The organism is Methylobacterium sp. J-090 (assembly GCF_022829345.1).
Taxonomy (GTDB): Bacteria; Pseudomonadota; Alphaproteobacteria; order Rhizobiales; family Beijerinckiaceae; genus Methylobacterium.
In genome coordinates this window covers 37014-54978 of sequence record NZ_JAKSXV010000028.1, presented here as the reverse complement: position 1 = coordinate 54978, position 17965 = coordinate 37014, and the positions used below count along the sequence as shown (strand labels likewise).

Annotated in this window: 20 protein-coding genes; 11 read left to right on the top strand and 9 right to left on the bottom strand. The window is 68.1% G+C overall.

Going from position 1 to position 17965, the window contains the following annotated elements; all coding sequences use genetic code 11:
* Positions 1-105: 105 nt before the first annotated feature.
* Together MKK49_RS03830 and MKK49_RS03825 are read right to left on the bottom strand one after the other, a co-directional pair.
* Entirely contained in the window at positions 106-1278 is a 1173-nt protein-coding gene (locus tag MKK49_RS03830; protein WP_244026733.1) for a zinc-dependent alcohol dehydrogenase, read from the bottom strand.
* A gap of 148 nt (positions 1279-1426) precedes the next feature.
* The gene (locus MKK49_RS03825) at positions 1427-2248 is read right to left on the bottom strand and encodes an alpha/beta fold hydrolase (RefSeq protein ID WP_244026732.1); all 822 of its coding nucleotides are present in this window, start codon (positions 2246-2248) and stop codon (positions 1427-1429) included.
* Positions 2249-2378: 130 nt separating this feature from the next.
* Here MKK49_RS03825 and MKK49_RS03820 point away from each other — a divergent pair, with 130 nt between their 5' ends.
* Together MKK49_RS03820 and pyrF are read left to right on the top strand one after the other, a co-directional pair.
* A complete protein-coding gene (locus tag MKK49_RS03820; protein WP_244026731.1) occupies positions 2379-3008 on the top strand; it encodes a uracil-DNA glycosylase family protein in 630 nt (209 codons plus the stop codon).
* A gap of 56 nt (positions 3009-3064) precedes the next feature.
* On the top strand, positions 3065-3760 hold the full coding sequence (gene pyrF, locus MKK49_RS03815; RefSeq protein WP_244026730.1) for an orotidine-5'-phosphate decarboxylase: 696 nt from the start codon (positions 3065-3067) through the stop codon (positions 3758-3760).
* A gap of 6 nt (positions 3761-3766) precedes the next feature.
* Here the strand turns inward: pyrF and MKK49_RS03810 are convergent, their stop codons facing one another.
* The 5 genes from MKK49_RS03810 to MKK49_RS03790 all read right to left on the bottom strand — a co-directional run bounded on the left by MKK49_RS03810 (position 3767) and on the right by MKK49_RS03790 (position 9205).
* Positions 3767-4390: a TetR/AcrR family transcriptional regulator gene (locus MKK49_RS03810; RefSeq protein WP_244026729.1), complete on the bottom strand. Its 624-nt coding sequence runs from the start codon at positions 4388-4390 to the stop codon at positions 3767-3769.
* A gap of 79 nt (positions 4391-4469) precedes the next feature.
* The gene (locus MKK49_RS03805; protein ID WP_056477244.1) at positions 4470-4667 is read right to left on the bottom strand and encodes a hypothetical protein; all 198 of its coding nucleotides are present in this window, start codon (positions 4665-4667) and stop codon (positions 4470-4472) included.
* A gap of 137 nt (positions 4668-4804) precedes the next feature.
* Positions 4805-6601 carry an NADPH-dependent assimilatory sulfite reductase hemoprotein subunit gene (locus MKK49_RS03800; RefSeq protein ID WP_244026728.1) on the bottom strand — a complete coding sequence of 599 codons (1797 nt, stop codon included), beginning with the start codon at positions 6599-6601 and terminating at the stop codon, positions 4805-4807.
* Positions 6602-6805: 204 nt separating this feature from the next.
* Complete coding sequence (locus MKK49_RS03795; protein ID WP_244026727.1) at positions 6806-8575, bottom strand: sulfite reductase flavoprotein subunit alpha; 1770 nt, start codon at positions 8573-8575, stop codon at positions 6806-6808.
* A gap of 123 nt (positions 8576-8698) precedes the next feature.
* A complete protein-coding gene (locus MKK49_RS03790) occupies positions 8699-9205 on the bottom strand; it encodes an Lrp/AsnC family transcriptional regulator (RefSeq protein WP_244026726.1) in 507 nt (168 codons plus the stop codon).
* 229 nt (positions 9206-9434) lie between these two features.
* On the opposite strand from MKK49_RS03790, the gene MKK49_RS03785 reads away from it, so the two are divergent.
* The 7 genes from MKK49_RS03785 (at position 9435) to MKK49_RS03755 (ending at position 15663) form a co-directional block, all read left to right on the top strand.
* Positions 9435-10232: a phosphoadenylyl-sulfate reductase gene (locus MKK49_RS03785; protein WP_244026725.1), complete on the top strand. Its 798-nt coding sequence runs from the start codon at positions 9435-9437 to the stop codon at positions 10230-10232.
* Positions 10229-11158 carry a sulfate adenylyltransferase subunit CysD gene (cysD, locus tag MKK49_RS03780; protein ID WP_244026724.1) on the top strand — a complete coding sequence of 310 codons (930 nt, stop codon included), beginning with the start codon at positions 10229-10231 and terminating at the stop codon, positions 11156-11158. Before MKK49_RS03785 ends, cysD begins: the two co-directional genes overlap by 4 nt.
* A gap of 1 nt (position 11159) precedes the next feature.
* The gene (gene cysN / locus MKK49_RS03775; RefSeq protein ID WP_244026723.1) at positions 11160-12557 is read left to right on the top strand and encodes a sulfate adenylyltransferase subunit CysN; all 1398 of its coding nucleotides are present in this window, start codon (positions 11160-11162) and stop codon (positions 12555-12557) included.
* Positions 12558-12696: 139 nt separating this feature from the next.
* Complete coding sequence (locus MKK49_RS03770; protein ID WP_244026722.1) at positions 12697-13386, top strand: class I SAM-dependent methyltransferase; 690 nt, start codon at positions 12697-12699, stop codon at positions 13384-13386.
* A 79-nt stretch (positions 13387-13465) separates the two neighbouring features.
* Positions 13466-14668, top strand: a complete 1203-nt coding sequence (locus MKK49_RS03765) for a pyridoxal phosphate-dependent aminotransferase (protein ID WP_244026721.1) — start codon at positions 13466-13468, stop codon at positions 14666-14668.
* A gap of 406 nt (positions 14669-15074) precedes the next feature.
* Positions 15075-15359 (top strand): hypothetical protein, encoded by a 285-nt coding sequence (locus tag MKK49_RS03760; protein WP_244026720.1) that lies wholly within the window; start codon positions 15075-15077, stop codon positions 15357-15359.
* 85 nt (positions 15360-15444) lie between these two features.
* Positions 15445-15663 carry a hypothetical protein gene (locus MKK49_RS03755; RefSeq protein ID WP_056166762.1) on the top strand — a complete coding sequence of 73 codons (219 nt, stop codon included), beginning with the start codon at positions 15445-15447 and terminating at the stop codon, positions 15661-15663.
* On the opposite strand, the gene MKK49_RS03750 is transcribed toward MKK49_RS03755, so the two are convergent.
* The gene (locus MKK49_RS03750) at positions 15664-16050 is read right to left on the bottom strand and encodes a hypothetical protein (RefSeq protein ID WP_244026719.1); all 387 of its coding nucleotides are present in this window, start codon (positions 16048-16050) and stop codon (positions 15664-15666) included.
* A 389-nt stretch (positions 16051-16439) separates the two neighbouring features.
* On the opposite strand from MKK49_RS03750, the gene MKK49_RS03745 reads away from it, so the two are divergent.
* Positions 16440-16649 carry a cold-shock protein gene (locus tag MKK49_RS03745; RefSeq protein ID WP_055956856.1) on the top strand — a complete coding sequence of 70 codons (210 nt, stop codon included), beginning with the start codon at positions 16440-16442 and terminating at the stop codon, positions 16647-16649.
* Positions 16650-16838: 189 nt separating this feature from the next.
* Complete coding sequence (locus tag MKK49_RS03740) at positions 16839-17069, top strand: AsnC family transcriptional regulator (protein WP_244026718.1); 231 nt, start codon at positions 16839-16841, stop codon at positions 17067-17069.
* 257 nt (positions 17070-17326) lie between these two features.
* On the opposite strand, the gene MKK49_RS03735 is transcribed toward MKK49_RS03740, so the two are convergent.
* Complete coding sequence (locus MKK49_RS03735; RefSeq protein WP_244026717.1) at positions 17327-17899, bottom strand: NUDIX domain-containing protein; 573 nt, start codon at positions 17897-17899, stop codon at positions 17327-17329.
* Positions 17900-17965 lie beyond the last annotated feature (66 nt).

Here is a 17965-nt window from a genome sequence, read left to right as displayed (position 1 = left end):
CGAACGGGACAAGCACGGGGAGGGCGGGGCGTTCCCGGGCGCCCTCCCGATGGGGCGTCTCGGACCGGGGTGCGACCCCGCTCCGAGCCCGCCCGCATCGGGGCGTCAGTTCGGGTGGAACACCACCTTCACGCAGCCGTCCTTCTTGTCCCGGAACGTCTTGTAGAGGTCGGGGCCGTCGGCGAGGTTGGTGGAGCGATGGGTGATCATCGACGTCATGTCGATCCTGCCCGCCTGGATGAGCTTCGTCAGCGGCTCCAGGTAGCGCTTCACGTGGGTCTGCCCGCTCTTCATGGTCAGGCCCTTCTGCACGATCATGCCCATGTTGACCGGGATTGGCCCGCCATAGACGCCGGGCACGGAGACGATGCCGCAGGGACGCACGGCCTTGATCGCCTCCATGAGTGCGTAGGGACGCTCGGTGGAGGTGAGCTTCTCCTGGATCGTGTTGACGAGGCTGGCGATGCCGTGGCCGGCACTCGCCTCCATGCCGACGCAATCGATGACGCCATCGGCCCCTTCGCCCTTGCTGATCTCCTTGATCCGCTCGAACACATCCTCGTTCACGTAGTCGATGATGTCGGTGGCACCGTAGACGCGGGCGAGGGCGAGGCGCTCGGGCACCGTGTCGATGGCGATGATGCGCTCGGCGCCCATGATCTTGGCCGACTGGATCGCGAACAGGCCCACCGGTCCGGCGCCCCAGACGGCGATGATCTCGCCGCCCTTGATCTCGCAATGCTCGGCGCCCTGCCAGCCCGTGGGCAGAATGTCGGTGAGGAACAGGAGCGACTCGTCGTCGACGCCCTCGGGCGCCAGCATCGGCGCCACGTCCGCCATGGGAACGCGCACGTACTCGGCCTGACCGCCCGAATAGCCGCCGGTGAGGTGCGAGTAGCCGAACAGTCCGGCGGTCGGATAGCCGAACTGGGCCGCCGCCATGGCGCCGTTGCGGTTCGAGCGCTGGCAGACGGAGTAGTTTCCAAGCTTACACTGGCGGCACTCACCGCAATTGATGTTGAAGGGGACGACGATGCGATCGCCCTTCTTGAACTTGGTGAAGCCGGCGCCGACCTCGACCACCTCACCCATGAACTCGTGGCCGAGGACGTCTCCCGCCTCCATGGTCGGCATCTGGCCGTCCATGAGGTGGAGGTCCGAGCCGCAGATGGCACAGGACGTCACCTTGATGATGACGTCGCGAGAATCCTCGATTCGCGGATCCGGTACGGTATCGCACCGAATGTCGCCCTTGCCGTGCCAGCACAGTGCCTTCATTCGAATCGCCCTTCTTGATGGTCTTCGATAGGCCGAGAAAGGCCAAGCCTTGATTACATTACGAAATCTTGGCCTGGACGCTCGGAGCACTGCCGATGATGGTTCAATACGGGATTCAAGATGCTGGATAAGGGATATGTTCCGGTCCCTATGCACGCAGGAACGCGACAAGATCGTTCGTCAGCCGCTCGGCATGGGTGAACGGCAGGGCGTGCGATCCACCCTCGTAGATCGTGAAGGTCGAGCCGGGGATCGCGGCCGCCGCTGCCCGGCCCGAGACGTCGATGGGGACGGTCTGGTCGTCGTCGCCGTGGACGATGAGGGTCGGCATCCGGAAATGCGCCATGTCGGGGCGGAAATCCGTTTCGCCGAAGGCGCGGACGCAGGCGGCGGTGGCTTTGGGCGAGGCGCGCATGGCGAGGTCGCCCGTCCACTGCATGAGTTCGGTGGAGGACGGCGCGGAGAACACTCCGGCCCCGAAGAAGGTCTTCGAGAAGTTCGCCAGGAAATGCGGCCGGTCGGCCTTGAGGCCGTCGATCATGCCTTCGAACACGCTGGCGTCGACGCCGTCGGGATGGTCGGGGGTCTTGAGCAGCATCGGCGTCACCGCCGAGACGAGGGCGACGCGGGAGACGCGGGCGCCGCCGTGGCGCGACAGGTAGCGGGCGATCTCGCCGCCGCCCATGGAGAAGCCGATGAGGGCCACATCCTGGAGATCGAGGCGGTCGAGGACCGCCTTCAGGTCGTCGGCGAAGGTGTCGTAATCGTAGCCGCTCCAGGGCTGGTCCGAGCGGCCGAAGCCGCGCCGGTCGTACGCGATGGTGCGAAAGCCGGCCTCGGTCACGCCCGGCATCTGGTACTCCCACATATCGGCATCGAGCGGCCAGCCGTGGATGAACACGACGGGGCGGCCGGTGCCCCAATCCTTGTAGAAGAGCTTGGTGCCGTCCGGGGTGTCGAGGAAGGGCATGGGAGACTCCTTTCGCGTCGGCGCCGGTCGAGCCGGCCTGGAAGGTTCGAAGGGCTAAAGACCGAAGCGCGGGACCGTTCCCGCATTCCCCCTGTCCGGGACGGACGGGCGTCCCTATCTTCTCGCCATCATGCAACCCGCCCCGGATTTCGACGCCACCGCCGCGTCGCTGCGCGCCTGCCGCCTCTGCCGCGACGCGCCGGCCTACGGGCCGCCCCTGCCGCAGGAGCCGCGCCCCATCGTCCAGGGGAGTTCCAGCGCGCGCCTCTGCATCGCCAGCCAAGCGCCGGGCAACAAGGCCGACAAGAGCGGCATTCCGTTCATGGACCCGTCCGGCATCCGTCTGCGCGACTGGCTCGGCCTCGACGAGGCGGCGTTCTACGATGCCTCGCGCCTCGCCATCGTGCCCATGGGCGCGTGCTTTCCGGGCTACGATGCCAAGGGTGGGGATCGTCCGCCCCGTCGCGAATGCGCCGAGCGCTGGCGGGCGGAGCTGTTCGCCGGATTGCCCCACCTCGACCTCATCCTGGTGATCGGCCAGTACGCACAAGCTTGGCACCTCGGCCGGTCGAAGGGCGGACTCACCGAGACCGTGCGGGGCTGGCGCGCCGTCCTCGACGCGCCGCGCCGGCCCCGTGTGCTGCCCCTGCCGCATCCGTCCTGGCGCAACAGCGGCTGGCTGAAAGCCAATCCGTGGTTCGAGACCGAGTTGCTGCCGGTGCTGCGGGCAGAGGTGGCCGACGCGATGGCGCCGCGTTGACACCGGGCTCATGACGCGGGATGGCCGCCCGAGATCTTTTGGCCCGAGGACCCACGATGCCCGCCACGACCGATCCGCGCGACCGCCTCATCGTCGCCCTCGACGTCGCGACGGTGGCGGAGGCGGAGACGTTGGTGGAGCGCATCGGCGATGCCGCGACCTTCTACAAGATCGGCTACCGCCTCGCCTATGCGGGCGGCCTCGCCCTGGTGCCGCGTCTCGCCGCCGCCGGCCTCAAGGTGTTTCTCGACCTCAAGCTCCACGACATCGGCAACACCGTCGAGGAGGGGGTGCGGGCGCTGGCCGACCTCGGGCCGACCTTCCTCACGGTCCACGCCTACCCGCAGACCATGCGGGCGGCCGTGCGCGGGCGCGGCACCGGCGGCCTCCGGATTCTGGCGGTCACCGTCCTGACCTCCTACGACGAGGCCGATGCGCGCGAGGCCGGCTACGCGCTCCCCGTCGCCGACCTCGTGGCGCAGCGCGCGCGTCAGGCCGACGAGGCCGGGATCGACGGCATCGTCTGCAGCGCCGTCGAGGCGGTGTCGGTCCGGGGTGTCGTCGGATCCTCGCGCCTCATCGTCACCCCCGGCATCCGCCCGGCCGGCAGCGGGCTCGGCGACCAGAAGCGGGTGATGACGCCCGGGGAGGCCAAGCTGGCCGGCATCGACCACGTGGTGGTCGGCCGCCCCATCACCGGAGCCGCCGATCCGCGCGCCGTCGCGCAGGCGATCGTCGCGGAGATGGCCTGAAGGATCTCAGGCCGGGCCGCGCAAGCTCCGCAGGAGGAAGGCGATCATCGCTTCCACCGGCGGGACGCCCGCGTCGGGATACTGGCTCACCAGGGTGGGATGGCAGTAGCGCAGGACGGCCGTGTGGAGGCAGGCGGCCGTCAGGGCCGCGTCTGCGACGGCAAATTCCCCGCCGGCGACGCCTTCCACGACCAGAGCTTCGAAGACCGATCCGATCCGTTCGATGTGATGGGCGCAGACGTCCCAGCTCTCGGCGACGGCCGCCTCGACCATCTCGTGCATGCGTGGATTGGCGTCGCAGCGTTCGACGCAGGCGCGATGCAGCACGAGGATGACGTTGGAGAGGCGTTCGCTCACGCCTTGGCCGACCATGGCCGACGCAGCGATCACGCGCTGCTCGGTCTCGTCCATGAGACGCTTGATAACGGCCTCGTGGATCGCCTTCTTCGAATCGAAGAATCGATACACGTTGGCCGGGCTCATCCGCAGGGTGCGGGCGATATCGGCGACGGTGGTCTTCTGGTAGCCGATCTCTCGAAACGCCCGCTCGGCGGTTTCCAGGATGCGGCACCGGGTCGTCGGACCCGTCTCGTCGAGGGGGGCGGTCAAGGGGGCCGCTGTGATCGTCATGGGTGCCACGCTAGAGCGGCAACCCCGGCCGGGTCAAAGGCTTAGCCGACCTTCGGCCGACAGGACCCGCGTGTGTGCCTTATGAGCCGAACTGCGAACCGAGCTGTTCGAGGTACTCCGCCAGATCGACACCGCCGATCCGCTTGCCGTAGTCGAAGCGCATGCCCTGCCGGATGTCGACGCTGCTCGACTTCGTCGTCAGGGTGAACGGCTTGACGCAGATCCACGCACCGTCACGGCGATGCTCGAAGAAGTTCAGGATCTCGTGCTTGGCCATAGCCGGCTCTCCCTCTGTCTGGGGAGTCAACGGCTATCAAGCGCAACGGTTCACTGAAGGCCTGAATTTCGACATGTTTCTAAAAGCTTGACCATGGACCGGCCGGAGCGGGGAGACCCCTGCTCCGGCGTGATGTGTCAGGCCGCGCTCTTCATCGGGCCGATCTTCTCGTGAAAATCCGGGCCGTTGACCGTCTTGGTGACGTAGCCGTCGCGAATGAGGTAGTCGCCGAAACGTTCGCCCGGCTGCTTATTCCGGGCGTAGGCCGCGAACAGCGGATCGAGGATCGTCTTGATCTCGGACGCCGTCACGTCCTCGCCGTAGAGCTTGCCCAGGCGCGAACCGTCGAAGGCGGCACCGAGATAGAGGTGGTAGCGCTCGGGGCCGCGGCCGACGAGGCCGATCTCGGCGATGAACGGCCGGGCGCAGCCGTTGGGGCAGCCGGTCATCCGGATGGTGATCTCGTCGTCGGCGAGGCCGTGCGACGCGAGGCTCGTCTCGAGCTCGGTCATCAGGTCGGGCAGGTAGCGCTCGCTCTCGGCCAGAGCCAGACCGCAGGTCGGGAGCGCCACGCAGGCCATGGAGTTGCGTCGGAGCGCGCTCGCCCCCTTCATCATGCCGTGCTGATCGACCAGCGCCTCGATCTCGGCGCGCTTCTCGCCCGGCACGTTGGCGATGATGACGTTCTGGTTGCCGGTGAGGCGGAAATCGCCCTCGTGGATCTCGGCGATCTTGCGCAGGCCCGTGAGCAGCTGGGGACCGTTCTCGTAATCCTTGATCCGGCCCGAGGCGATGTACAGCGTCAGGTGGTGGCGGCCGTCGTCGCCCTCGGTCCAGCCGTAGCGGTCGCCGTTGTTCGTGAAGGTGAAGGGCTTCGGGTCGGCCAGGGGCTTGCCGACGCGCTTCTCGACCTCGGCGCGGAAGGCGGCCAGACCGTAGCGCTCGATGGTGTATTTCAGGCGTGCGTTCTTGCGGACCTTGCGGTTGCCCCAGTCGCGCTGCACCGTCATCACGGCCTCGGCCGCCTTCAGGGCATCCTCGGGCGCGACGAAGCACATGACGTCGGCGGTGCGCGGGAAGGTATCGGTCTCGCCGTGGGTCATGCCCATGCCGCCGCCCACCGTGACGTTCCAGCCGGTGACTTGGTTCTTCTTGTCGAGGATGGCGATGAAGCCGAGGTCGTGGGCGAAGATGTCGACCTCGTTCGAGGGCGGCACGGCGATCACGGTCTTGAACTTCCGCGGCAGGTAGGTCTTGCCGTAGACGGGTTCGATCTCGGCCGTCTCCTCGCCGCCGACCACCCGCTCGCCGTCGAGCCAGATCTCGCGCCAGGCGCTGGTCTTCGGCAGGAGTGAATCCGAGATGTCCTTGCCGAGCTGGTAGGCCGCCTTGTGCGCACCGACCTGCGCCGGGTTCGTCGCCGCCATCACGTTGCGGTTGACGTCGCCGCAGGCCGCGATGGTGTCGAGCAGCGTCGCGTCGATGGCCGCCATCGTGCGCTTGAGGTTCGACTTGATCACGCCGTGGTACTGGAAGGTCTGGCGCGTGGTCGCGCGGAGCGCCCCACCCGCATAGGTCGTGGCGATCTCGTCGAGCGCCAGCCACTGCTTCGGGGTGACGACGCCGCCGGCGATGCGCAGGCGGATCATGAAGCTGAACGCTTTCTCGAGCTTCTTCTTGGTCCGTTCCGCGCGGATGTCGCGGTCGTCCTGCATGTACATGCCGTGAAACTTCACGAGCTGGCCGTCATCCTCCGAGATGGCGCCGGTGGCGTGCTTCAGGAGCCCGTCGGCGAGCGTTCCGCGCAGGTAGCCCGACGCGATCTTGAGGTGCTCGTTGTGCGCGAGTCCCGCCGACCGGGCGGATTCCGCGTCGGTGATCGGGCGCTCCGTCGGCGGAGTCTCGTAGGTGCGGGGAGGGGTCTGCTCGGCCATGGCGGGATTCCGGTCTTTTCGAGTTTGTCTGATGCCTTGGGTGCGCGTCCCTCTCCCCTCTGCGGGAGAGGGTGGCCCGCGTAGCGGGTCGGGCCGGGACAAAGTCCCGCAAGAGGGGAGCGCCGGTTCCGGATAGGGCTTCCCCTCTCCCGCCTGCTCCGCAGGCACCCTCCCCCGCAGAGGGGGGAGGGTTCAGTTCTGCCCCTAGTACACATCCTGCTGGTAGCGATGCGCGCGCTGCAATGCCGCGACCGCCGCCTCGGCCTCGGCAGCGCCGAGGGACTTCACCGTGGCGTAGGCGCGCACCACGGCGTTGCGCACATCCTTGGCCATGCGGTTGGCGTCGCCGCATACGTAGAAGCTGGCGCCGCCGTCGAGCCAGTCCACCAATTCCCGGGCGTGGTGGTCGATCCGGTCCTGCACGTAGACCTTCTCCGGCTGGTCGCGCGAGAAGGCGACGTCGATCTTCGTGAGCGACCCGTCCTCCAGGGCCTCCTGCCATTCGAGCTGGTAGAGGAAGTCGTGGGTGAAGTGCCGGTCGCCGAAGAACAGCCACGACCGGCCGGGGGCTTCCACGGCACGGCGTTCCTGCACGAAGGCGCGGAACGGGGCGACACCGGTGCCGGGGCCCACCATGATGATATCGGTGGCCGGGTCCTGCGGCAGGCGGAAGTGGCGGTTGGGCTTCAGCTTCACCCGCAACTTGGCGCCGTTCCGCACCCGGTCGGCGATATGCGTCGAGGTGACGCCGGAGCGGGCCCGGCCGTGGGTCTCGTAGCGCACGGCGGCGATGACGAGGTGGACCTCGTCGCCGACTTCCTTCCGCGATGAGGCGATGGAGTAGGCGCGCGGCGGCAGGGGCCGGGTGATGGTGGCGAGGTGCTCGGCCGTGACCGTGGCCGGGAAGCTCTGGATGAGGTCGATGAGGTGGCGGCCCTCGATCCAGGCCTTGGCTTCGCCGCTGTCGATGAGCTTCTGCGCGTCGGCATGGCCCGTCGCCTTGGCGAAGCGCTCCACCGTGGTCGCCGACAGGGTGGTGATGTCGCGCTCCGCGAGCAGGGCCCGGCGCAGGACAGCGTCGCCGGAAAGGCCGGTGGCGGCCAGGATCTCGTCGGCGAGGGCCGGATCGTTCTCAGGGTAGATCTCGAGGCTGTCGCCGGGCTCGTAGGCCGGTGCGCCGTCCTCGAACTCGAGGGCGAGGTGGATCGTCTCCTTGTCGGAGCGCGACGAGTTCAGGTTCACGTGGTCGACGACCTCGACCACCTTCGGCTCGCGGCTCGGCTCGGCCTCCTCGTCGTCCTCGACGGCGCGCGCGGCGAAATCGACGGCCACGACGTTGTCGGCGCTGGGCGGCGGGGTCAGGGCCTCGACGGTGTTCCTGATCCAGTCGGCGGCGGGCTTGTCGAAATCGAGATCGAGGTCGGCGCGCGCGTAGGCGCGCTTGGCGCCCAGCGCCTCGAAGCGGGCGTCCAGCGCCTTCCCGATGGCGCAGAACTCGGCGTAGGAGGTGTCGCCGAGCGCCAGAACGGCGAAGTCGACGCCGTCGAGGCGCGGCGCGCCCTCGCCCATGAGCTCGCCATAAGCCCGCATGGCCCGAGCCGGAGGCTCGCCCTCGCCCCAGGTGGCGGCGATGGCGACCACGTGCTTCTCACGCGCGAGCGAGGCCACGTCGAGGTCGAAGAAGTCCACGACCTTGGGCTTGAAGCCGCTCTTGCGCGCGAGCTTGGCGACGTCGCCGGCGAGCTTCTCGGAATTGCCCGATTCGCTGGCGAACAGGATCGTCAGGGGCTCGGCCGCCTTCGGGGGCGCGGCCGGCACGGCGGCCGGTTGGCCGCCGGCGGCGTCGAGGCCGGCGAGGAAGCCGGCGAGCCAGGCCCGCTGGATCGGGGTCGCGGCGCCGAGGACGGCGTCGAGACTCGCCCGTTCCTTGTCTTCGAACGGGGCCGTGCGGGGGAGGATCGCGTGTCGTGCCATTGGGAAAGCCATGTCGTCCTGAGCGGCCGGCCTGTGAACGGGGTGTCCGTTTTACAGAACGACGTCACGGTAGAAGGAGCTGCCTGCGGGTGCGCCGCAAAACAGAAGTTTGTTCTCTTCGTCCTATTCTCCCGCCACGACGGACAGCGTCGGCACGAAGCGTCCGCTGACCGGTGGGGCGGGCAGGGGCAGGGCGGTGGTGGACTTCACCTTCTCCATGGCGAAGCGCGACGTGACGTTCTTCAACGGCAGCGTCGCGATGAGATGCTTATAGAAGGTGTCGTAGGCGCGCATATCGGCCACGACGACGCGCAGCATGTAATCCACATCCCCGGCCATGCGGTAGAATTCCAGCACTTCGGGCATGGCCGAGACGGTTTCGGCGAAGCGCTCCAGCCATTCGCGGGAATGGTCAGCGGTCTCGATGGAGACGAACACCGTCAGGCCGAGGCCGAGCTTCACCGGATCGAGCACGGCGACGCGGCGGTCGATGACTCCATCGGCCTCCAGGCGCTGGATGCGCTTCCAGCAGGGCGTCTGCGACAGGCCGACCCGCTCGCCGATGGTGGCGATGGAGAGGGTGGCGTCGTGCTGCAGCAGCCCGAGGATCTTCAGATCGATCGCATCCAAGGTGGCCTCGTGTCGGTTCCGGGGTCGGCGGGACGTGCGAACGAGCACGGCGCGCGGCCCATATGAGAAGGATCTTTCCTCGTCAGGCAACCGACGACGGGACCGGACCGTTGCCCGATCGCACCGCCCGCAAGGCCGGGATGTCCGGAGCGCGGGCGGCGATGCCTTGACAGCGTTCGTTATAGCGAACATTTCACTCTTCAGACAAGCGGACATTCCGAACACCGTCATGAGCTTTCAACTGGAACAAACGGCGCGCTCGCTCGCCGCCGGCATGGCCGGTCTCGACCTGAAGGGCCGCATCGCCCTCATCGAGGCGACGGTGCCCGGCCGCCTCGTCTTCACCACGAGCCTCGGGATCGAGGATCAGGCCCTGACGCACGCGCTGGCCATGAACAAGGGCCGCACGGAGATCGTCACCCTCGACACCGGCCGGCTCTACCCCGAGACCTACGACACCTGGAGCGAGACCGAATCGGCCTACGGCATCCGTATTCGGGCCTACGCGCCCGAGCGCGAATCCGAGGAGCGCTTCGTGCGCGAGGAGGGCATCAACGGCTTTCGCCAGTCCGTCGCCGCGCGGCAGGCCTGCTGCGGCTTTCGCAAGGTCGAGCCCCTCGGCCGGGCGCTTGCCGGCGCCGCCGGCTGGCTGACGGGCCTGCGCGCCGGCCAATCGGCCAATCGGGCCGACACGCCGCTGGCGGAGGCCGACGAGGCGCGCGGCCTCGTCAAGATCAACCCGCTTGCCGACTGGAGCCGGGCGGATGTCGACCGCTTCGTTTCCGACAACTACATCCCCTACAACGTGCTTCACGATCGCGGTTTCCCGTCCATCGGCTGCGCGCCCTGCACCCGCGCCATCAAGGTCGGCGAGGACGAACGCGCCGGCCGCTGGTGGTGGGAGCAAGCCTCGAAGAAGGAATGCGGTTTGCACATCCACGCCCCCGAGGCCGACGTCGAGCCGGGCCAGGAGCCCGCCGCGTTCGAGACCCCCAACCGCAACACGTCTCCGGAGATGGCCCGATGAGCGCCGCCCTCGCAGCCACGCGCGCCGAGCGCCTCACCCATCTCCAGCGCCTGGAGGCCGAGAGCATCCACATCATGCGGGAGACCGTCGCCGAGACGGAGAACCCGGTGATGCTCTACTCCATCGGCAAGGATTCATCGGTGCTGCTGCACCTGGCACTCAAGGCCTTCGCGCCCGGCCGCCTGCCGTTCCCGTTGATGCACATCGACACGACGTGGAAGTTCAAGGAGATGACCGCGTTTCGCGATCAGAGGGCCAAGGATCTCGGCCTCGATCTCATCGTCCATACGAACCAGGAGGGCTTGGCGCGCGGCATCGGCCCGATCAGCCACGGGTCGGAAGTCCATACCGACGTGATGAAGACGCAAGGCCTGCGGCAGGCGCTCGACAAGCACAAGTTCGACGCGGCCTTCGGCGGCGCGCGCCGCGACGAGGAGGCGAGCCGCGCCAAGGAGCGCATCTTCTCCCTGCGCACCGCCCAGCACCGCTGGGACCCCAAGCGCCAGCGCGCCGAGCCGTGGCACGTCTACAACCTCAGGAAGAAGCGCGGCGAGTCCCTGCGGGTGTTCCCGATCTCGAACTGGACCGAGCTCGACGTCTGGCTCTACATCGAGCAGGAAAACATCCCGATCGTTCCCCTCTATTTCGCGAAGCCCCGCCCCGTGGTCGAGCGCGACGGGCAGCTTATCCTCGTGGACGACGAACGCCTGCCCCTGGAGCCGGGCGAGACCCCGAAGGAGGTCTCGGTCCGTTTCCGGACGCTGGGCGACTATCCCCTCACGGGTGCCGTCGAGAGCGACGCCGCGACCCTGCCGGAGATCATCGGCGAGACCCTGGCCGCCCGCACCTCGGAGCGCCAGGGCCGGGTCATCGACAAGGACGGGTCCGGCGCCATGGAGCGCAAGAAGCAGGAGGGCTATTTCTAAGATGACCATCCATCAATCGCCCGAGGCCTTCGGCTACGACAGCTTCCTTGCCGCCCACCAGAGCAAGGAGGTGCTGCGCTTCATCACCTGCGGCTCCGTGGACGACGGCAAGTCGACCCTGATCGGCCGGCTCCTGCACGACACCAAGCAGATCTTCGACGATCAGGTGACGGCCCTGCAGCGCGATTCGCGCAAGCACGGCACACAGGGTGCCGAGATCGACCTGGCGCTCCTCGTCGACGGCCTCCAGGCCGAGCGCGAGCAGGGCATTACCATCGACGTCGCCTACCGGTTCTTCTCCACCGACAGGCGCTCGTTCATCGTCGCCGACACCCCCGGCCACGAGCAGTACACCCGCAACATGGCCACCGGTGCCTCGACGGCGGACGTGGCCGTGATCCTCGTGGATGCGCGCCAGGGCCTGACCCGGCAGACGCGCCGGCACGCGCTCCTCGTCTCGCTTCTGGGCATCAAGCGGGTGGCGCTCGCCGTCAACAAAATGGACCTTGTGGGCTGGTCCGAGGGCAAGTTCGAGGCGATCACCACGGCGTTCGACGCCTTCGCCGCGCCCCTGGGCTTCACCGAGGTGCGGGCGATTCCCCTGTCGGCCAAGAACGGCGACAACGTCGTGCTGCCGGGCGCGGCCGTGCCCTGGTACACGGGCACGCCGCTGCTCCAGTATCTCGAAGAGGTGCCCGTGCGCGTCGAGGAGCAGGCCGCGCCGTTCCGCATGGCGGTGCAGTGGGTCAACCGGCCGAATTCCGAGTTCCGGGGCTTTTCGGGGCTCATTGCCAGCGGCCGCGTCGCCCCCGGGGACAGCGTCGTCATCGCGCCATCCGGCCGCACCTCCACCATCGCCCGCATCCACACCGCCGACGGCGACCTGCCCCACGCGGTGGAGGGCCAGTCCGTGACGCTGGTGCTCGCCGACGAGGTCGACGCCTCGCGCGGCGCGGTCATCGCCGCCGCATCCGCACCGATCCGCGTCACGGATACGATCGACGCCCGCCTGTTCTGGGCCGCCGAGACCGAACTCAATCAGGGCGCGACCCTGCTCGCCAAGATCGGCACCGTCACGGTCAACGCCGTGGTCACCGCCATCCGCACCAGGATCGATCCGGAGACGGGGCAGGCCGAGCCCGTGACCCGGCTGGTGGCCAACGACATCGGCGACGTGGTCCTGACCCTCGACCGCGCCGTGCCGGTGGATGCCTATACGGACAACCGCGACACCGGCGGCTTCATCCTCATCGATCGCGAGACCACGGATACGGCGGCGTTGGGGCTGGTGCAGGCGGCGTCCTCCACCCCGAAACCGGCAAAGGCGACCGTCGCGGAGGCCGAACCCGCCAAGTCCGGCGGCCTGCTTTCCGGCATCAAGCGCCTGTTCGGCGGCTGATCCTTCGGCCCAACCCGCCATCGCGCCGCCGCTCCCTCTTCGGGGGGGCGGCGTTGTCGTGTCCGAGAGTGACGGGCGCGGCAGCGATGTGCGACACGGCTGACCCCGTCGCCCATCAAAGGATCGGTCCGTACGAACAATGGCGAAATTCCACTTCGTCGAGGATTACGAGCGCTACGTCGCCGATCTGATCCGGCAGCATCCCCTCGACACGGCCATGAGTCTGGCGGTGGGTGGTTCGTACGAGGCCGTGGGTGCCATCGAATACGCGATCCTGCGCCACGCGGGCCTCGCGCCCGGCATGGCGGTGGTCGATCTCGGCTGCGGCAGCGGGCGCCTCGCCGTGGCGCTCTCCCGGGAAATCGAAGTCTCCTATCTCGGCCTCGACGTGGTGCCCGCGCTCCTCGACTACGCCCGGACCAGAACGCCGAAAGCTTACAAGTTCGTCCTCAACCGCGCCCTGTCCCTGCCCGTCGAGGCGGCGTCGGTCGATGTGCTGTGCGCCTTCAGCGTGTTCACCCATCTTCTCCACGCCGAGACCTACCTCTATCTGGAAGACGCCCACCGCGCCCTGCGCCCCGGCGGCCGTGTGGTGCTGTCGTTCCTCGAATTCGCCATCCCCGATCACTGGGCGGTGTTCGACAAGACGGTCCAGGCTCAGCGCGCCAGCACGGTGCCCCACCTCAACCAGTTCATCGAGCGCAACCAGATCACGGTCTGGGCTGAGCGCCTCGGTTATGCCGGGGTGAGCTTCATCGACGGCAACACCGCGCCCTGGCCCTCGGGCGAACCCCTGGGCCAGTCCATCGCGATCCTGACCAAGGGGTGAGCGCTCCCTTGCCGGGAGAATCCCCCACGACTAGGGTCCGGCCCGTCCGAAAACCGCAGACAGATTCCGGAGTTTTCCCATGGGCTTTCTCGCCGACGCCCTGTCGCGTGTGAAACCGTCCGCGACCATCGCGATGACGCAGAAGGCGCGCGAGCTCAAAGCCGGCGGGATGGATGTCATCAGCCTGTCCGTGGGTGAGCCGGATTTCGACACGCCCCAGCACATCAAGGATGCGGCCGTCGCCGCCATCGCGCGCGGCGAGACCAAGTACACCCCCGTCTCCGGCATCGTGCCCCTGCGCGAGGCCATCGCCGCCAAGTTCAAGCGCGAGAACGGCCTCGACTACAAGGCGTCGCAGACCATCGTCGGCACCGGCGGCAAGCACGTGATCTACAACGCGCTGCTCGCCACCCTGAACCCCGGCGACGAGGTGGTGATCCCGCGCCCCTACTGGGTTTCGTATCCGGAGATGGTGGTCCTGTGCGGCGGCACGCCGGTCTTCGCCGAGACCACCATGGCGCACGACTTCAAGCTTCAGCCGGAGGAGCTGGAGCGGGTGATCACCCCGAAGACGAAGTGGATCATCCTCAACTCGCCCTCGAACCCCTCGGGCGCGGCCTACGCGCGGGACGAGATGAAGCGGATCACCGATGTGCTCCTGCGCCATCCGCAGGTGTGGGTGCTCACCGACGACATGTACGAGCACCTCTGCTACGGCGATTTCGAGTTCGTGACCCCGGCCCAGGTCGAGCCGAACCTCTACGAGCGCACGCTCACCATGAACGGCGTCTCGAAGGCCTACGCCATGACCGGTTGGCGCATCGGCTACGCCGCCGGCCCGGAGAAGCTCATCAAGGCCATGGACTTCGTCCAGGGTCAGCAGACCTCGGGCGCCTGCTCGATCTCGCAATGGGCGGCCGTGGCGGCCCTCGACGGGACGCAGGCGCACCTGGCCGAATTCCGCAAGGCGTTCCACGCCCGGCGCGACCTTGTGGTCTCGATGCTGAATCAGACCCAAGGGCTCAAGTGCCCGACGCCGGAGGGTGCGTTCTACGTCTACCCGTCCTGCGCCGAGACCATCGGGCGCCGGGCGCCGTCCGGCAAGGTCATCGAGACCGACGAGGATTTCGTGGTCGAGCTGCTCCAGGCCGAGGGCGTGGCCGCCGTCCACGGCTCGGCTTTCGGCCTCGGCCCGAATCTCCGCATCTCCTACGCCACGTCCAACGCGGCGCTGGAGGAGGCCTGCACCCGCATCCAGCGCTTCTGCGGCTCCCTGCGGTAGCCTCGCCGTGCGGCACCCCTGCGGCGCGGGGGCGGATTGCCGGTTTCCGGTTCGGCGCCTACATCGGCGGTCCCTGCCGCCGATGTGTTCGATGGTCTCGCGAACCCGCTCGGACTTCGCATGGTGACGGGGCCTGTCGTGACGGGGTGGTGCGGACCAGTTCTCTGCGCCGTTCCTGTGAGGCCTAGTGGGCCGGGTCGCGACAGGCGTGTCACGGGCGCGGGGAACAGGAACCGTCGCCGTGGCGCAAGGCCCACCCTTCGTGATGGATCGGAGGCGGGCGATGGTCCGATCCGGGACGGGACGTCAACCGGCGCGGGTGCGTTCCCTTAACGATCCTGGGCGAGAGTGTGGCAAGGCCGGGGAACCGGTCGCGTGCCACCGCGTAGCTTCGGGCCTGACCTCAATGAGACGCCTCCTCACCGGTGGCATCAAGGCGATCCTCGCCATCGCCGCCCTCTCCACCGCCGCGCACTGGACCATGCGCCTGCAACGCGAGCCCGCGGCCGCGCCCCGGCCCGTGGCGGCATTGCCCGATCCGGTGACGACCGGGTCCATCGACGCCCGAAAGCCCGTCGTCGCGCCGTCCGCGGACGTGACGCGCGGCCTCGACCAGCGCCGCCTGTCCGAACTGTTCGCCGGCACGGCGCCCGAGAAGGCCAAGGTCCAGAAGGCCGCCGTGAAGCGCTGAGGCGCATCCGGGACGTCCCGGACTCTCGGAACCCTCCGCAGGGGCATGTGTTGGTCAGCACATCCCCCATCCCAGGAGGTTCCGCATGGCCAATCCCGGCCTACCGATTCCCGAACCCTTGCCCGGCGGCATTCCCGGCGACCTGCCGGCCCCGCCGCCGCCCGACGAGCAGCCGGATATCGGCCCCACCGGTCCACGCACGCCCTATCCGGTCAATGATCCGGGCATCGACGAGCCCACCGGTCCCGGCTCCGAGCCGGACTACCTCCCCGGGGGTCCCACCGATCCCGGCGTGCGCATGTAGTCAGTGATCCCCGTGCGAGGTTCGCACGTCGCGCGGGGAACTCAGGATTTCCGAGAGGCTCGTCACCACGTGGCGGGCCTCTTCGTCCGTTAGGCGCAGCTGGAACGGCGGCAGGGCCCCGGCCTGGAGGGCGACCACGGCCTGACCCTGCTCGTCCGTTCCCACCTCGATGGCCGACGAGGTCACGTCGAGCATCGCCATGTCCTCGTCCATCTCCTCCGGGCCATCGGTGTCGTCCGGTTCGTCGATGGCCATGAGGAGGTGGCCGACGGCCCGCACCAGGGCACGGGCGGCCCGCGCATCCATTACCACCGCCGTCGCCTGATCGTCCTTCTGGAAGGAGAGCTGAATGTTCGCGCCTTCGAGGGAAACCGAAATGCCCGCCATGAACCGCCTAACCGCATCGCCACCGAACGGCCCACGCAAACCCCGGTCCGCGAGAGATCTCCCGCGGGCGAGGCGGGACGCGACGGGGGTGTTCGTGGGCGGTTCTAACTGCCTGGACCCGAACCCTTATATGCACCGGGACGCACCGGAATCCCAGCGGTCGGCGCCATTGCCGCAGGCCGTCCGCAGGCCTCCGTGAGCCGGCATGCCTTGTTGCCGCCGCAGGAACCGCCTACATATCATCCCAGCGGGTATCGGTGAGCCGGGCGCTTGTAAGACCAAGCGTTTCACGTCCTGCTGATCCCCGTCAGGACGTTTTAGGAGAGGATCTACGGTGCCGTGTCCCCGGACATGGCCCGTCGATCGACGAACGATACGAGGATCTATACGTGAATACCGGCACTGTTAAGTGGTTCAACGAGACCAAGGGCTACGGCTTCATTCAGCCTGACGATGGCGGCAAGGACGTCTTCGTCCACATCTCCGCCGTCGAGCGTGCAGGCATGCGCAACCTCATCGAGGGCCAGAAGATCTCCTACGAGATCCAGACGGACAAGCGCAGCGGCAAGGACTCGGCTGGCAACCTCCAGGCGGCCTGACGCCCTCGGCGCCAGCCCTCAGGGCTGGCGTCACCAACGGTTCTCATGAGAGCCATCCGCCGCCGTCCATCGATGACCGTTCCGGGGAGGAACGCGGCATCGATCCGGCATCCCGCCCCATCAAGCGACGCTACCGGACCCGTAAGGGGTCCCGCACATCACGACACCTGAAAGTACACAAGCAAAAACATGTTGTTCGAATACACCCGACGCAGAAGCGTCCGTTCGCCCGTCACCGACGCGGCGACCTTCCGGGTGGATCGTCTCAAGCAGACCGCGACGCGCGGCGCCAAGACGACCGACCTGAGCCATCTCATCGACACCTCCTACAATTATCATTCGCCCCGCGAACTGCGCTGGCACCTCGCCGAGCGCTTCGGGATGGCCCCCGAGGCCGTGGCTCTGCGCGAGCACGCGTGATCGGCTGACGCGTCGTTCGAAGCGCGGCACTCCTCTCACGAGAGCCACGCCCCGACGCGCTCTGCGCTCCGGTTCGTCGACCCCACCGAAGCGCCCTTCCTCCCGTCCCTGATGGCCTTCCCTGCATCGCCGCCGGTTTCCCCTGGAGACCGTGCGGCTTTCAGCGTGCGATCGGCTCCGATTCCGTCCGTCTCTCCTTTTCAGATGAGCGGGAAATCCCCTCGACCGGCTGGCAAGGCACGGAGCCGGCGCCCGCGTCAGGGGCCCGCGAACAGTTCCGGGTGGCGCAGGCGCAGGGCGTAGATCAGGAGCAGCGTCTTGATGTCGGTGATCGCGCCGGTGTCGCTCATGGCCGCCAGGGTCGAGAGCGACATCTCGTGCACGGTGATGTTCTCGTGCTCGGCGTCAAGGCCGCCGCCGGGGCCGGAGCGGTCGTCGGTGCCGTAGGGGGCCAGGAAAAGGTCCATCTGCTCCGTGGAGATGCCCGGCATGCTCCATCCGCAGGAGATTCGCTCCAGGGCGCCGAGGCGCACGCCCACCTCCTCGTAGGCTTCTCGGCGCGCGCCCTCCTCGGGATCGGCCTCGTCGAGGAGACCGGCCGGAACTTCCAGGACGGATTCGGTGCCGGCGGCGTAGAGGGCGGCGGGCCGGAACTGCTCCACCAGGAGGGCGACGCCGCGGGCCGGATCGTAGGGCAGGACCGCCACGGCCCGGCCGTGATCCTCGATCTCGCGGGCGAGACGCGTCCCGTCCGGCATCGTCACCTCGGCGACGAGAAACCGGCTCCAACCGTCATGCAGGATCCGCGTGCCACGGATGACTGGCGCCATGCTTTTTCCCCACTCGCCGTTCGAATCGGAACGGCTGACGCGGGGGGCCTTACCAGTGCGTTGTCG